This window comes from Algoriphagus aquaeductus, assembly GCF_003253485.1.
Classification (GTDB): domain Bacteria; phylum Bacteroidota; class Bacteroidia; order Cytophagales; family Cyclobacteriaceae; genus Algoriphagus; species Algoriphagus aquaeductus.
This window is the reverse complement of sequence record NZ_QKTX01000001.1, coordinates 315462-331247: the sequence shown is the minus strand read 5'-3', so window position 1 is coordinate 331247 and position 15786 is coordinate 315462. Positions and strand designations below refer to the sequence as shown.

General features: G+C 42.4%; 12 protein-coding genes. 6 read left to right on the top strand and 6 right to left on the bottom strand.

What is annotated here, in order from left to right; all coding sequences use genetic code 11:
* Positions 1-107: 107 nt before the first annotated feature.
* From CLV31_RS01400 to CLV31_RS01390, 3 genes are all read right to left on the bottom strand, one after another.
* Positions 108-1310 (bottom strand): porin, encoded by a 1203-nt coding sequence (locus tag CLV31_RS01400; RefSeq protein ID WP_111391082.1) that lies wholly within the window; start codon positions 1308-1310, stop codon positions 108-110.
* A gap of 67 nt (positions 1311-1377) precedes the next feature.
* Complete coding sequence (locus CLV31_RS01395; protein WP_111391081.1) at positions 1378-3639, bottom strand: aconitate hydratase; 2262 nt, start codon at positions 3637-3639, stop codon at positions 1378-1380.
* 138 nt (positions 3640-3777) lie between these two features.
* Positions 3778-5094 (bottom strand): TIGR00366 family protein, encoded by a 1317-nt coding sequence (locus CLV31_RS01390; protein WP_146250846.1) that lies wholly within the window; start codon positions 5092-5094, stop codon positions 3778-3780.
* Positions 5095-5178: 84 nt separating this feature from the next.
* Between CLV31_RS01390 and CLV31_RS01385 the strand changes: the two genes are divergently transcribed.
* The gene (locus CLV31_RS01385; RefSeq protein ID WP_111391079.1) at positions 5179-6954 is read left to right on the top strand and encodes a sensor histidine kinase; all 1776 of its coding nucleotides are present in this window, start codon (positions 5179-5181) and stop codon (positions 6952-6954) included.
* Here CLV31_RS01385 and CLV31_RS01380 read toward each other — a convergent pair.
* Positions 6940-7971: an acyl-CoA reductase gene (locus tag CLV31_RS01380; RefSeq protein ID WP_111391078.1), complete on the bottom strand. Its 1032-nt coding sequence runs from the start codon at positions 7969-7971 to the stop codon at positions 6940-6942. The two genes, CLV31_RS01385 and CLV31_RS01380, sit on opposite strands and share 15 nt — an antisense overlap.
* 122 nt (positions 7972-8093) lie before the next feature.
* Between CLV31_RS01380 and CLV31_RS01375 the strand changes: the two genes are divergently transcribed.
* From CLV31_RS01375 to cas6, 5 genes are all read left to right on the top strand, one after another.
* On the top strand, positions 8094-8441 hold the full coding sequence (locus CLV31_RS01375) for a 4Fe-4S binding protein (RefSeq protein ID WP_111391077.1): 348 nt from the start codon (positions 8094-8096) through the stop codon (positions 8439-8441).
* A 245-nt stretch (positions 8442-8686) separates the two neighbouring features.
* Positions 8687-9016, top strand: a complete 330-nt coding sequence (locus CLV31_RS01370) for a DUF3276 family protein (RefSeq protein ID WP_111391076.1) — start codon at positions 8687-8689, stop codon at positions 9014-9016.
* Between the two features lie 87 nt (positions 9017-9103).
* Positions 9104-10198: an AI-2E family transporter gene (locus CLV31_RS01365; RefSeq protein ID WP_111391075.1), complete on the top strand. Its 1095-nt coding sequence runs from the start codon at positions 9104-9106 to the stop codon at positions 10196-10198.
* Positions 10198-11295: a redox-regulated ATPase YchF gene (gene ychF / locus CLV31_RS01360; RefSeq protein WP_111391074.1), complete on the top strand. Its 1098-nt coding sequence runs from the start codon at positions 10198-10200 to the stop codon at positions 11293-11295. The genes CLV31_RS01365 and ychF overlap by 1 nt, the downstream gene beginning before the upstream one ends.
* Positions 11296-11394: 99 nt before the next feature.
* Positions 11395-12300 carry a CRISPR-associated endoribonuclease Cas6 gene (cas6, locus tag CLV31_RS01355; protein WP_111391073.1) on the top strand — a complete coding sequence of 302 codons (906 nt, stop codon included), beginning with the start codon at positions 11395-11397 and terminating at the stop codon, positions 12298-12300.
* A gap of 206 nt (positions 12301-12506) precedes the next feature.
* On the opposite strand, the gene CLV31_RS01350 is transcribed toward cas6, so the two are convergent.
* Both CLV31_RS01350 and CLV31_RS01345 read right to left on the bottom strand, forming a co-directional pair.
* Positions 12507-13778 carry a type IX secretion system plug protein gene (locus CLV31_RS01350; RefSeq protein WP_111391072.1) on the bottom strand — a complete coding sequence of 424 codons (1272 nt, stop codon included), beginning with the start codon at positions 13776-13778 and terminating at the stop codon, positions 12507-12509.
* 32 nt (positions 13779-13810) lie between these two features.
* Complete coding sequence (locus CLV31_RS01345; protein WP_111391071.1) at positions 13811-15739, bottom strand: ABC-F family ATP-binding cassette domain-containing protein; 1929 nt, start codon at positions 15737-15739, stop codon at positions 13811-13813.
* Positions 15740-15786: the final 47 nt, after the last annotated feature.

Below are 15786 nucleotides of genomic sequence, written 5' to 3'. Positions count from 1 at the left end.
GCTTAGTTACAAAAAGACTCTACGTCATTCGTAACGGCAGTAAACATACAGCAATTTGTATTTCATAGCAAGTTTTTTAATTTATAAATACATTTTTTTGCATAAAATTAGATTCCAAACTCTACTTGAAATACTCCAAACCAAAAATTCGAAGTATTTCGGAGTATCCATTCATTGTTTGCCCATCCGTAACCGAAATTTCCCTGGATCTTAATCCTATGCCCGTTTAAGTATCTTGAATAGCCCAAAGTGGCTTCTTCTCCCTGATTTTCAAAACCTCTGATTTCTTCACTGGGAATTACTTCTGCATATCTTATGGCCACTTCCGATCTCTTAGAAATCATTTTACTAAGTTGAACATTATGCCCCCTGCCTACCCAAACCACCCGCGTAGCACCAAGAGCATTCTGTGTGATCGGATCGGAAGAGGTACGATTGAAATATTCGCCCAGCATCCCCCACCCTCTGTATTTAAACATCGCATCCAGGATGAATACCTTTTGGTCTCTTTGCTGGAACAGATCAGATCCTAATTGCCCTCTTGATCTCACTGCTTTTTTATTGACATTCAAAGAAAAACCAATAGAAAGCTTGGGATTTGGCTCAAACTCAAGATCACCTTCAGAATAATCCCCGGCATTTTGAAACCCGCCAAAAGGCAGATACTCAAATCGTCCGGTGTAGCTCAACCCATTGTCTCCGGGAGATGGGTTTCTCCCTTCCCCGGTATTGATTGCACCTTTCAATTGATATTGAGCAATTCCTTTTGTAGGCAAAGTGTAATAAGCAAAAAAACCAAAATCACGATCCAATGTGAAAATCCCGTTCGCAATCGATCGATCTACAAACTGTAAGTTTCCCGAACTGACCACACGCTCCCTATTTCCTGGAAGCTTGGATTGCCCAAAACCCACATAAAAATTACGATTGAAATGATAATATATGATGGCATCCCGAATAGGTTGAGCAAAGGTCCCTCCATCCAGATCCATATCGGATTTGGAAAATCCCAGCTGGATGTAATATTGAATTTTGGGATTGAGTACATATCCGTCAAATCTCAATCGCATTCTTCTGACCCGAAAATCTGTCTGCTCAATAGAAAAATCTTCTCCGCTTTCTGTCCTTACTCCGAAACGATTCTGCATCCGAAACCTCAAATTCAATTTGAATAGAGAGTCTTTGGAAATGCTTATTCCGTTTTCCACATTAAGCAGTGAGCGCTCGTCCGATTCATTTTGTGCAATTGTGGGTAAGGCAAAAAAAACTGAGAACAAGCAGATGATTACAAAGAGAGCCGATTTTTGCATAGGAATAGGATGTAAAAAAAGCCGTAGTGAATTTCTCACCACGGCTTTCTAATATACTCAATAAAAGTTAGGCATTTGCTTTGATCAAGTTCAATGCACTGCCTGCTTTAAACCACTCGATTTGACCTTCGTTATAGGTATGATTAGCCTGAATGGAATGAGAGCTGCCATCTTGATGGTTCAACACAATCTGCAGAGGCTTACCCGGTGCAAAGGAAGTCAATCCCACGATGTCAATTGAATCATTCTCCTGAATCAAATCATAATCAGAAGGGTTGGCAAAAGTCAAAGCCAACATCCCTTGCTTTTTAAGATTTGTCTCGTGAATTCGGGCAAAAGATTTTACCAAAATCGCCCTGACACCAAGGAATCTAGGTTCCATGGCTGCATGCTCTCTTGAAGACCCTTCACCATAGTTTTCATCACCAACTACGATGGATCCAATTCCTGCGGCCTTGTATTGCCGCTGAGTGGCAGGCACTTCTCCATATTCGCCTGTCAATTGATTTTTGACACTATTGGTTGCGTCATTGAATGCATTGACTGCGCCGATGAGCATGTTGTTGGAAATATTATCCAAGTGCCCTCTGTATTTCAACCATGGACCGGCCATAGAGATATGGTCTGTGGTACATTTCCCTTTGGCTTTGATCAGCAGCTTCAGGCCAGTGAGATCTGTTCCTTCCCAAGCAGGGAATGAATCCAACAGCTGAAGTCGGTCAGAAGTAGGGCTTACCAATACCTGAACAGAAGAACCATCTTCTGCCGGCGCCTGATATCCTGCATCTTCCACTGCAAATCCTTTGGTGGGCAACTCAAGACCTCTTGGCTCATCCAATTTCACCTGCTGTCCTTCTGCGTTGGTCAGCGTATCTGTCAATGGATTGAAGGTCAAATCACCCGCAATCGCCAAAGCAGTCACAATCTCAGGAGAAGCTACAAAGGCATGGGTATTTGGGTTGCCATCTGCACGCTTAGCAAAGTTTCTGTTGAAGGAGGTAATGATGGAGTTCTTTTCTTGCTTTTCAGCGCCATGACGAGCCCACTGTCCAATACATGGTCCGCAGGCATTTGCCAAAACAACACCCCCCATTTTCCCGAAGGTGTCCAAGAAACCGTCACGCTCCACCGTGAATCGAACTTGCTCAGAACCCGGAGTAATGGTATACTCAGATTTTGCATTCAGTTTTTTATCCACTGCTTGTTGAGCAAGAGAAGCTGCTCTTGAAATGTCCTCGTAGGAAGAGTTGGTACAAGAACCGATCAATCCCACGTCCAACTTAGCCGGCCAGCCATTTTCTTTGACAGCTGCTGCAAACTTGGAGATTGGCCAAGCCAAATCCGGAGTGAAAGGTCCATTGACATGCGGCTCCAATTCAGAAAGGTTGATTTCGATCAATTGATCAAAATACTGCTCTGGATTGGCATACACTTCTTCGTCACCAGTGAGGTGTTCTGCAATTGCATCTGCCATAGCAGCAATATCAGCACGACCGGTTCCCTGAAGGTAAGCGGCAGATTTTTCATCGTAGCCGAAAATTGAAGTCGTAGCTCCTATTTCAGCTCCCATATTACAGATTGTGCCTTTTCCGGTCGCGGAAAGTGAGCGGGCGCCTTCTCCGAAATATTCGACAATAGCTCCGGTACCACCTTTCACAGTCAATATACCCGCAACTTTCAAGATCACATCCTTAGCAGAAGTCCATCCGGACATCTTACCGGTCAATTTCACGCCAATCAGTTTTGGAAATTTCAACTCCCAAGGAAGTCCTGCCATCACATCACAGGCATCTGCACCACCCACACCGATCGCGATCATTCCAAGACCACCGGCATTTGGGGTATGGGAATCTGTCCCGATCATCATGCCGCCTGGGAAAGCATAATTCTCTAAAACCACCTGGTGGATAATACCTGCACCGGGCTTCCAAAATCCGATACCATATTTATTGGAGACAGAGGCAAGAAAATCATACACTTCTCTGTTTTTGTCTTTTGCCTTGTTCAAATCCTTTTCCGCCCCAACTTCTGCTTGGATCAAGTGATCACAATGTACTGTGGAAGGAACCGCTACTTTTTCACGGCCAGCTTGCATAAACTGCAACAATGCCATTTGCGCAGTGGCATCTTGCATCGCCACTCGGTCGGGCTGAAAGTCCACATAGGATTTTCCTCGTCCATAAGCTTGGCTAGCAGGCCCTTCTGTCAGGTGAGCATAAAGAATTTTCTCTGTCAAAGTAAGTGGTTTTCCAACTGCCTTGCGGGCAGCGGAAATACGCTCCGGAAACCGGGCGTACACCTCTTTGATCATCTCGATATCAAAAGCCATCGTTTTTGAATATTTAGGTGGATAAAAGGTTCAATTTTTCGCTTGCGAATATAGGAAAAAGCGACTAAAAAGGTAACTCGCAATCCATTCTTAAGGTTCCTAAACCAAATTTTAAACCGAAGGATCTTCTTGAAAAAATCAAAATAAGAGCCAAATACCAAGAGTCAAGAAAAGAAATCCAACAAGAAATAATACAAAACAATAGGGGAACAGTTTCCTCACCGAAACACCCGTAATAGACAACAGCGGCAAGGCCCAAAATGGCTGAAGCAAATTGCTCACTTGGTCACCATAAGAAAAAACCATAACCAACTTGCCATAATCCAAATTCCACTTGCTGGCTGTCTCCATTAATATCGGCCCCTGAATAGCCCATTGACCTCCGCCTGAAGGAATTAGCAGATTGACAAAGGCAGAGGAAAAAAAGGAAAGAAAAGGAAATAATTCCGGACCAGTCTGGGATTGAATATACAAAGAGAGCTTTAAGATCACTCCGGAGGCACTCAATAAGCCTAAAATACCGGCATAAAATGGAAACTGAACCAGGATATCTGTCGAAGCTTTCAGCCCTTCTCCAACGGAAAAAATAAATCTATCCCAACTGCCAAATGCGACCAGGGTAAGGGAAAACAAAAGAAAATTGACCCAATTGAGCGAAATCATACTCAGCCCCTCTTCAACCCCCCAAACTATTCCCACTAAGATCACAAGCAACATAAAAGCCCCAACAACCCTCGCCAAATGAGGACCATCACCTGCAGCAATAGGATTCATTGGAATGGCTAAGGGACGCTCGGTGGCGGATTTGGCCCTATTTGACATCAACCAAGCAGAAACCAGATACACCAGAAACAATCCACCGGTGATCTGAATATTGAAAGAAGAAAACAGGGTGTCTGAAACGGGAATTATACCGGTTTTTTCCAATAAAAAATGATCGGAACCGGAGACAGTCAAGGGAGCAGACCCTGAAAAACCACCATGCCAGATTCCCATTCCGAGGTATCCTGTGGCCGCCAACAATGCAGGATTGGAAAACTTCCCTTTCTCACTTAACGACTCTTGGACAAACCTGGCCAAAAGGGCCCCTATGATCAGTCCAAACCCCCAATTCAAAAGACCTGCCACCATGGTCAGGGTAGCGACCAAGGCCACACCTGAACTGAGATCATTCGGTATTTTTGCAAGCCCTTTCAGCATGCTGTTGATCGGTTTATAAACTGCCAGCGAAAAGCCAAAAACCAAAATCATAATCATTTGCAGGGTAAATCCGACCAGACTAAAAAATCCCTGATGCCAAAAACCCAAGATGGCCACGGCCTTTTGACCTATTCCCTGACCTGGGTCATCCATTTGAAAAAAAACACCGACAAATACCACCAATGTCAACAAAACCACCAAACCAAATGGGTTGGCAAATGAATTCAGAAAGTTTCTTGATAGACTCTTACTCAAAGCTTTCACAGTTGAGAATTTTCGTTTAGTATAGAGTAAATTATATATTCTGACTGACTAATCAGCCAGAGTAATTTTCAGAAGATGGATTTTGTCATTAATGCCTACGCTCTTACCCTGGTAATTTCCAGCACCCTAGTTCTTGTTCTATCTTTATTTATAGGACTCAAACTGGAGGAATCAGTAAGGTGGATTGCATTTACCATGATATCCCTATCCGTTTGGGGCTTTTTCTACGGGATTGAACTCACTCAGTCTGAGGTCGAAAATATGCTGATTTTCACAAAACTTCAGTATACGGGATTGGTCATGGCTCCAGCGTGTTGGGTAATGTTTGCGCTGAAGTACACCGGTTTTGAAGAAAAGGCCAAAAAATGGGTTTTTCCTTCACTTTTTATTTTGCCCGCTATCATTTTCCTCATCGTGATTACCAATCCATTGCACCACCTTCACTATCGGGACAACTGGCTGATTACCTCTGGACCTTTTCCTTTACTTGGAATAGAAAAAGGCCCCTTATATTTTCTGCAGGTGGTTTACTCTTATGTATTTTATCTCCTGGGGACTTTGATAATCTGGAGAAGATTTGAGTTTGCAAACAACCATTTTAAGCTACAAACCAGACTGTTAATCCTGGCCGGATTTTTCCCGCTTTTCATCAATATCCTTTATCAATTGTCCTGGCTCAAGCCTTATGAGGGCTTGGACATGACGCCCTATGCTTTCCTTTTCACCTATATATTCTTGGCCATTGCCATTTTACGGTTCAATCTACTGGACCTCAAGCCCGTAGCAAGAGATAAAATTCTTGAGGCAATGACAAGGGGTGTTTTGGTCTTTGACCATCGAAAAAAAATCGCTGATTTTAATGGTGCCGCAAAAAAATTCAGCTCCAATCCGGAGAAAATTTTTCTCGGTCAACATGCATCGGTGATTTTTGAAGAGCGTCCGGAGATTTTGAAATTATTGGATCAATCGGAGCCCAAAACGATAGAAAGTCACCTTACCGGAACCTCAGAAGATACCTTTATCAAAATCGAATCCCTTCCCCTGAGGGACCGAGGTCCACTGATTTCAGGTACACTGCTTTTGTTTGAGGACATCACCAGTGAAATTCAAATTAATGAGAAACTGAAGAAGCAGACCGCTGAATTACAGCAGCTTAATGATTTAAAAGACAAATTTTTCAGTATCATTTCCCATGACTTGAAAGGCCCCATTTTTGGAGTCAAAGAATTGATTCATTTGACTCAAAGTGGGTTAGTATCAGAGGCAGAGTTTTTGTCTATGCTGCCTGAGGTCTCCAAAAACATGGAACACGTAGCCATATTATTGGAAAATCTTTTGGCATGGACGAGTTCGCAGCTGCGGGGAGAATATGTTCAGCCCCAAAAAATCGACCTGCACAAACTGGTCAGCAGCCAAAAAAATCTTTTGGACCGCATTGCAAAAGACAAATCCATAGAGATCGCAATACAGGGATTTGAAAATACCTGGGTAATGGCCGATAAAAATATGTTGGAATTGATTTTCCGGAATTTGATCTCCAATGCAATTAAATTTTCCAATCCTTCCAGTACCATAGAAGTCACCTGCCAGGAAAAAGGCGACCGTCTGAAAATTTGTATCAAAGATTATGGTCTGGGAATCACAGAAGAAAACCTCAAGAAGTTGAAAGAGGGCATCTCATTTACCACCCGGGGCCAAAGTAATGAAAGCGGTACAGGGTTGGGCATGATCTTGGTCAAAGAATATTTGGACAAAAACAACGGCACACTTCAGGTGAATTCCAAAGAAGGAGAAGGCACCATCTTCTGCATGGAATTGCCTGCTTGGAATGAAAGCTTAATCAAGTCCTAACAAAAATTGAAGCGTATCCACACCGTCTGCATAGTCCCATGGCGCGGGCATCTGAGCCTGTCCAAAGGATATTACACCTGGAATCTTTAATTCATCCCTTCCGATCACACACTGAATCCTTGGGCTGGAAGCCGTCAGTTTTAATTTCAAATCTTCAAGTGTGGTGAATTTTTCAAAATAAAGTACTCCGACCGGTGAAACTAACTCTTGGCTTTCTTTGAGAATCAAAAAACCATTGTCCAAATGCTTGTCCCCGTTGACCAGGTAGATTGATTTATTGTACTCATAATTATTGTGGTACTTGTGGTGGGAAGCAACTTCAGCCCTTGATTCAAGCGCCTGCAACAGCCGGATCAATATCTCTTCATTTTGCACAAAAAGCTTGGAAACATTTCTGCACCCCAACCCAAAATATTGAAAAATATCATCTCCAAGATTAGACAACTCTTCTTCGGTTTCCTTCCCTGTCAAAACGGCAACAGAGGTCCGGTTTGCACGGATAATGTGCGGGTATTTGCCAAAGTAGTATTCAAAATATCTGGCAGAATTGTCACTCCCTGTGGCGATGTAAGCGTCTTTGTTTTTCAGCATCTCTTCAACGCTGATCAACTGTTCCAATTTTGGGTTGATCGATATAAGCTGATCGATTATCCATTTCATCAGGACCGAATCGGATGAACTCAACTTGATGCATGCCACATGACCGGAGATCAACACGGACATTAAATCATGAAATCCCACTCCAGGAATATTTCCAGCCATCAGGATTCCGACCTTCTTGGGGTTGGTGTTTTTCGAAAAAGAATACGCAGAAAGCCACCTTTCCAAATTTTCTTCCTTGATTAGAAATGAAATCCCATCCAATGCAGACTGAAGAGATAAGAAGGTAAACCAAGTATTTTGGTTTTCGGCTTTTCTGAAAAGTGAGAATTTCTCTTCTGAATCCAACTCGGAAATCCTCTTCCCAAGCTGAATAAATGCAGAAACTCTCTCCTGAAAAGTTGGAATTAAATTCATGTTGCAAAGGTATCCAAAAAGCCCCTTAGCTTGGAATAAATTTAAATTAATTAGTATGACAACTTTTTTATTGCCTCAAAGTTGAGGAGATTGTACTTTTGAAGCATCAAAACTGAAGACCTATGGCAATAATGATTACAGACGAATGCATCAATTGCGGTGCATGCGAACCTGAATGCCCAAATACAGCAATTTATGAAGGTGGTGTAGAGTGGACTTGGGGTGGAGGTACAAATCTGAAGGAGGTTACGCTCGAAGATGGTACCGTGGTAAGTGCCACAGAAAAACAAGCGCCTGTATCTGACGAGTTTTACTACATCGTGACTGCAAAATGCACCGAATGCAATGGCTTTCATGAGGAACCTCAATGTGCGGCAGTCTGCCCAGTAGACTGTTGCGTGGATGATCCGGATCACCGCGAATCCGAAGAGGAACTGCTCGCCAAAAAAGCGTTCTTGCATGGCGAATAATACGACAGGCGGCTTACGAGTCGCCTTTTTTTTGCCCCTTCCCTTTCGAATTTGTATTGACAGCAAGGGTTATTTGGGTTAGAAAAATTGTTTAACATCACTGTATTTATTTCTGATTTTTAACTTTTTATCCCTGTTTTTCAACAAGTCTTCAAAAAAAAGTAGAAACAGCCTTTGAATTCTAGTTAGCTTTTGTTTTATCTTAGACCGTTATTTAATCCATCAACCCCAAAACAGAAAGCGCTGTGGAAGATCATCGAGGCTATGATAGAGATGAAATATTCTCTAAGAAAGTGAAGGCAGGAAAAAGAACTTACTTTTTTGACATAAAGTCTACCAGAGGAAACGATTATTACTTGACCATTACAGAAAGTAAGCGACGGGTAAATGGAGACAACTTCAGCTACGAAAAGCACAAAATCTTTTTATACAAGGAGGATTTCTTCAAGTTTGTGAACGCGCTCAACGAAGCTGTAGACCATATCAAAACTGACTTAATGCCTGAGTTTGATTTCGAACAATTCGAAAATGAAGATTCGGAAAACGAAATAAATGATGAGCTTCGGTGGGAGTAATTAAAGTCCTATTTGAAAAATTAGCTAGACAACAATTAGCAAGTATATTTGAGGAGGCTTAGGCCTCCTTTTCATTTTCCTAAATCGATGCAGCGGTTTTTTGTCTATTTGTTCTTATTTCTGATCGCCTTCCTGATTTTCGGATGGTACTTTTCTAACATTACCCTTTACCTAATCATTTCTCTCATTCTTGCAGCACTTTTGAGGCCACTGACCAACAGGATCAATGATTTTCATTTGATAGGACAGCATATCCCTCGTTGGCTTTCCATTCTGATTTCCTACACGGCCATTGTTTTTCTGGTTTTTTTACTGAGTCTGGTATTCTTCCCTCTGATCAATCAGCAGGTAATTATTCTTAGTGAATTGGATTTGGAAGGCATTTACTTTCAAATTCAGGAGCCAATCGGAAAACTCGAGCGTTTTTTGATCCGATATCAATTACTGGAAAACAATCCCGGGCTATTGATCGAGGAAATCAAGCAATCTATCCTTGAAACCGTCAAAAAATTTGATTTTGGGGGATTTATCAGTGGACTGATTTCCATCACCAGTAGCTTACTGATAGGCACCTTGGCCGTAGCCTTCATCACGTTCTTTCTCCTATTGGAAAATGGACTGCTTAGAAGAAACTTTCTAAATCTTATTCCAAACGCCTATTTTGAACTGTCCGTAGCCACCTTTACAAAAGTTGAAAAACTGTTGTCCAATTACCTTTTCGGACTGTTGCTTCAAATCTTGGCCATTTTCTCGTTATCAGGATTTGGACTTACATTAGTGGGAGTAGAATACGCCCTTACCATAGCCCTATTTGCGGCGATTGCCAATTTGATTCCCTATGCCGGACCGATTTTGGGAACAGTTTTTGGCATCGTCGTGGGGATCTCCACCGGAACTTTCTCTACTGATACCGAATACACTTATTTTTTAATCAAAATTATTTCAGTGTTTGCGGCTGTACAAATCACGGATAATGTACTCTTGCAGCCTATGATTTTTTCCAAATCCGTAAAAGCTCATCCCCTTGAGATATTTGTTATTATCTTTGCCGGAGCAAAAATAGCCGGCATAGTGGGGATGATTTTTGCAATCCCTGTCTATACCATTTTCAGAGTCTCTGTGATGGAATTTTACAAGGGATATAAATCCTACCGAATCTTTAAAATTAAAGCAACGAATTAATGGCATTACAATGTGGCATTGTGGGTCTTCCAAACGTTGGAAAATCCACATTGTTTAATGCGCTTTCAAGCGCAAAAGCAGAAGCAGCAAACTTTCCTTTCTGTACCATCGAACCCAACGTGGGTGTAGTCTCTGTCCCGGATAAAAGACTTCAAATCCTTGAAGAACTGGTCAATCCACAGCGGGTAGTTCCGACGATTATCGAATTTGTGGACATTGCAGGACTTGTGAAAGGGGCATCAAAGGGAGAAGGTCTTGGCAATAAGTTTCTAGCCAACATCAGAGAAGTAGATGCGATCATCCATGTGATCCGGTGCTTTGAGGACAACAACATCGTCCATGTGGCAGGGGGAGTTGATCCGATCTTTGACAAGGAAGTGATCGACACTGAACTCCAATTGAAAGATTTGGAATCTGTCGAAAAGAAAATTCAGCGGATAGAAAAAATCGCCAAATCCGGTGATGCCAAGGCAAAAAGAGAACTTGAAGTGCTAAATCAATTCAAAGAAGGGTTGACTTCAGGATTGAATGCAAGAGCCATCGAGGTGGACAAAGAAGAATTAGAGGCAGTAAGAGATCTTCACCTGTTGACAATCAAGCCTGTACTTTATGTGGCCAATGTGGATGAAGGAAGCATTTTGACCGGTAATAAATTCGTGGACCAGCTACGCGAAAAAGTGAAAGAAGAAAATGCAGAAGTCATTGTCCTGTGTGCCGCAATCGAATCTCAAATTGCCGAGTTTGAAGATGCCGAGGAAAAGGCGATGTTCCTTTCTGAATATGGATTGGAAGAAAGCGGATTGAATAAATTGATATCCGGAGCTTATTCCCTCTTGAATCTCATCACTTATTTCACAGCAGGTGTTCAGGAGGTTAGAGCATGGACAATACGCAAAGGCTGGAAAGCCCCTCAGGCAGCAGGTGTGATTCACACCGACTTTGAAAGAGGTTTCATCAAGGCAGAAGTAATCAAGTTGAGCGACTATCAGCAATTTAGAACCGAAGCTGGATGCCGCGAAAACGGTAAAATCTCCATTGAGGGAAAAGAATATGTCGTTCAGGACGGGGATATCATGCATTTTAGATTTAATGTTTGACAATTGCTAAAAAATATTTGTAGTTTTACGGTGCTTATCCACCCAAAAAGTATTAAAGTATTTTAATTCAACAATTGTCTCATTTTATTTTTAATCACCGTGAGAGTTAGACTAATATTTTCACTAAAAAACAAAGGCTCTTATCTGCCTTTTCACCATCAGTACATCCTTGCACAATTCCTTAAAGGGTTAATTGTAAAAGGTGGCCGTGAAGAATTCTTCAACTACAATTACTTCAACTTTTCTGGCCTGAAAGGTCAGACCAAGGTGAGTAGAAGTGGCTTGCATTACTATTCCAGCCTGGTCACATTGGTGCTTTCTTCACAAAGTGAAGAATTCATGGATTATCTTCTAGAGCAGGTTTTTGCCACCCCAAAAATCGAACTGGGTAATCTCATCCTTTCACCTGAATACACCGAGTTGGAAGTAGAACCTACTTTGGAAACTTCAAACAAGTTCGTGTGTATTTCTCCATTGGTGCTCATCACTCCGGCATTCAATGAGGAAGCAGGAAAAAGATTCATCAATCCTGACAGCGATGAATTTTCCGATTTGCTTTATGAATCTACCTTGACCCGAATGGAAAAGTCGGGCTGGTATACTCCCGAGCAAATGGAATCTTTCTACAAGTTTCAGGTGGTACCCGACATGGTTTATGTCAACAAGCTGAAAGAGCAGCAGAAGAAATTCGCCAGGATCTATGCAGTGTATGACATGGATGTCAAATATGAAGTGAGAGGATATACCCTTCCATTTACTTTGTATGCAGCCCCTGAGGTTCAGGATTTTGTATTCAAATGTGGCTTGGGAGCATTTACCCACAAAGGATTTGGAATGTTGGACCTGGCCAATCACCCTTCGGGCAACAGAACAACCACCTACAAATTCAAGAGAGAAGGTTTTGTACCCTACAAACCAACCGATCGGGTAAGACAAAATGTCGCTCCGACCTCAGAGGAGGAAGGAGAAGATACTTCATTCGACGAAAATTCAACTGAAATTTAAAATCAGAAGCCCTCGGAGAAATCTGAGGGCTTTTTTTTGGAATAATAAGGTTTACCTGAAGACACTTGAAAGCCTGCAATTGATTATTTGCCATTATCAAGATCCAGACGAGAAAAACCTCATAATTTCAACCTTTCCGAAACTCCTAAAAATCTTGATCAAGAACCAAAGGAGTATCTGACTATTGTGACCATCCTTTTTTCGCTTCAAAACCGGCGTCTATTGGGTTGGACATACGCATACCCTGCAAGCTGATCGTATCTTGAACCCAGATTTCGGAAATAGACAAATACCTCATATTCGTTTTCGGTCTGAAAATGGCTTCCCTCAATAGCATAAGAGTCCAGCCCATTCTGTGATTTTTCAGCAAACTGAAAATCATACCATCCTTGTTTGAGCAATAACTCGGTGAAATAAACATTCTTTCGAGCATCCCATTTCATCTTTCCCTCAGGCGAACTTCCCCATGAAGTGAGGGCCCCAACGAGGTAAATATCTTTACCCGGAGAATCCCTGTAATAAATGTTGGTCAGAATGTATTCACTTTCCACTTCGGGATTTCCTCCAGGCCGGTCATTGGTTAGAATCACATATTGACCATTTAGATCCAAGTATTGGCTATATGGCTCTGTGGGACGTGGAGTACTAATATTTGATTCGGCATAAATAGCCGCTTCCTCCACTTTGATCGAGGCAATATTTACTCCAGTGGCTCTAATGAATCGAAGATCAATGAATCTAAATTCATTCCCGGCCCGAAAAGTATTCTCTCCATCGAAGGATTCATAGCGAATCAATTTAGAATTTTGATTCAGAAAAGTCGGCTTAACCAATCGCTTGGCTGTATCCCAACGCTGATTTTGACGGATTACTACCTGGATCTGAGTTGAGGGGTCGATTACTTCTGTTTGAGAATAGTTTACGGCCACATTAAGTTGTTGAAGAGTAGATCGCTCTTCTGATTGTGTGGGAGGCACCAATCCCGCACCAACATTTAGCAGGCTTTCATACACCATAAACCGTTTGGTCATCAATACCTGACTCTCATCTCTATTCTTATATACTTTCAGAATGTAATTTCCAGACTTGGTGACTTGAGGAACGACAAAGCGATAGTGGATGTAAGGAACCCGCGTATTGACCGAATAGTTGTAGTCTTCTACATTGAACTGATTAAAAGTCCCTAAAAAATCATTGTCCCGAAGACCGGATTTTTGCCAGTCAGCATTGCAATGGATCAACTTGGCGGTGTACAACTCAGGATCGTATGCTAAATCATCAAATAGCAACACCAATCGCTTGGAATCCTGAAGACTGACAACGGGCGCATCAATAGTGGAAGAAATTTGGCCATCTTCCGGAAAAACCCGGGCAGAAAACACATGATCCGCAAAAACCCTATCTTCCAAAACCTGAGCTTGGGCAGAAATAGAACAAGCCAAAAACCAAATCCCAATTCCTAAAATCAACTTTTTCATAACCTCAAGATAAGTCCTGCATAGGTCAAAAACTAAGCCGCAGTGATTTCCTGAAGTCTGGAAATCTCCTCAACGAGGTTTTCCCATTTGGCATTCGCCTCGTACAGGCTGTTTTGGATATCCTGATAGCTTTCCTGGATTTTTTGAGCCTTGGATTCATCAGCATAGATTTCCGGATCGGCCATTTTCTCTTCCGTTTCCCTTTTCAGCAGCTCAAGAGACTCAATCTCTTTCTCAATCTTTGAAAGTTGCTCTTCCAGTTTTCTGAGATCACGCTTGGCTTGTTGGATTTCGGGCGTATTTCTGGGAGTTTCTATTGGCTTTTTCTCCACTTTTTGAACCACCTGAGCAACTGCCTTTACCTCTGTCTGTTGACTTCTCCAGAATTCATATTCTTCGTAAGTACCCGGATACTCTTTGATCTCGTGATTCTCGATGTACCAGATTTTGTTAGCCACACCTTTGATAAAATGACGATCGTGAGACACGGTAATAAAAGTACCTTCATACTGCTGCAAAGCCTGAATCAGGATATTCACAGACTGAAAATCCAAGTGGTTGGTCGGTTCATCAAGCAGAAGAAAATTGGCTTCTGAAATCAGGGTTTTTGCCAATGCCACGCGAGATTTTTCTCCTCCTGAGAGGACTTTGATCTTTTTGTAGACTTCCTCATTGGAAAAAAGAAAGCAGCCCAAAACGCCACGAAGCTCCATTTCGGTTTTTCCGCTCCCCGCTTGCGACATTTCCTGAATGATCTCATTGTCCAAAGTCAAGGCTTCCAACTGATGCTGCGCAAAAAAGGATTTGATCACGTTGTGACCTTCAGTTCTGCTGCCTTGAATTTGCTCGGTTCCGGCAATAATTCGCAGTAAAGTAGATTTCCCTTTCCCGTTAGCTCCTATTAGTGCGATTTTGTCTCCACGTTCGATTCGGGCAGTGGTATTTTTCAGAATTACCAAATCTCCATAGGCCTTGGACACATGATCCAACACGACCACATCCCGCCCTGATTTCTGGGAAAATTTAAACTTGAAATTGACAAACGCTTCATCATTGACGACCTCATGGACCCGTTCCATTCGGTCCAAAGCTTTGATTCGGGACTGGACCTGATTGGACTTGGTGGCTTTGGCACGGAATCGCTCAATGAACCGCTCGGTCTGCTTGATCATCTGCTGTTGATTCTCATAGGCATTTTGCTGAAGCTCCATGCGCAGCTTTTTCTCCTCTTTGTAGAAAGAATAATTCCCCGGATAGGAAGTCAGTGTCTGATTGGCTACTTCGACTGTAGTGCTGATACAGTTATCGAGAAAAGTCTGATCGTGAGATACGACTACTACCGCGCCTTCGTAGTTTTTCAGGTAATTCTCCACCCACTGGATCGAAGGTAAGTCCAAGTGGTTGGTCGGTTCGTCAAGCATCAAAAGTGATGGTTTTTCCAAGAGTAGTTTGGCAAGCATGACCCGCATTCTCCAACCTCCTGAAAATTGACGAAGTGGCTTTTGGAGATCAGCCGTTTGAAAACCGATCCCTTCCAGCACCTCTTCCGCTTTGGCTTTGATCGTATAGCCTTCATTGGATTCAAATCGATCCTGTAAATACGCTAGCCTATTGATTACTTCCTCCGAATAGTCGGTTTCCATTTGCTTGAGTACCTTATCGATTTCATCCTGAAGGGCCAAGGTCTCTTTAAAAGCTGCCAAGGCCACATTCAAGATGCTTTCATCCGACTGATAGGAAAGCAAATCCTGATTCAAAAAACCGATCGTGCAATCTTTCGCTTTTTGTACCTCTCCTGTGGTGGCTTGGTAATCTCCGTTGATGATTTTAAGCAAGGTGGATTTGCCGGTACCATTTTGACCAACCAGACCGATTTTGTCTTTGGGCTTGATATGAAGGTTGGCATTTTCGTACAGAGCTCGTCCGCCGATGAAATAGGAAAGGTTGCTAATGGATAACATGGCGCAAAAATAACCATTGCCCCGCTTATCCACTTGCTCTGGCAAAA

Coding starts and splice junctions, on each gene's coding strand:
- CLV31_RS01395 (WP_111391081.1), bottom strand. CDS start 3,639: ATGGCTTTTGATATCGAGATGATCAAAGAGGTGTACGCCCGGTTTCCG.
- CLV31_RS01375 (WP_111391077.1), top strand. CDS start 8,094: ATGGCAATAATGATTACAGACGAATGCATCAATTGCGGTGCATGCGAA.
- CLV31_RS01345 (WP_111391071.1), bottom strand. CDS start 15,739: ATGTTATCCATTAGCAACCTTTCCTATTTCATCGGCGGACGAGCTCTG.
- ychF (WP_111391074.1), top strand. CDS start 10,198: ATGGCATTACAATGTGGCATTGTGGGTCTTCCAAACGTTGGAAAATCC.
- CLV31_RS01400 (WP_111391082.1), bottom strand. CDS start 1,310: ATGCAAAAATCGGCTCTCTTTGTAATCATCTGCTTGTTCTCAGTTTTT.
- CLV31_RS01350 (WP_111391072.1), bottom strand. CDS start 13,778: ATGAAAAAGTTGATTTTAGGAATTGGGATTTGGTTTTTGGCTTGTTCT.
- CLV31_RS01385 (WP_111391079.1), top strand. CDS start 5,179: ATGGATTTTGTCATTAATGCCTACGCTCTTACCCTGGTAATTTCCAGC.
- CLV31_RS01380 (WP_111391078.1), bottom strand. CDS start 7,971: ATGAATTTAATTCCAACTTTTCAGGAGAGAGTTTCTGCATTTATTCAG.
- CLV31_RS01365 (WP_111391075.1), top strand. CDS start 9,104: ATGCAGCGGTTTTTTGTCTATTTGTTCTTATTTCTGATCGCCTTCCTG.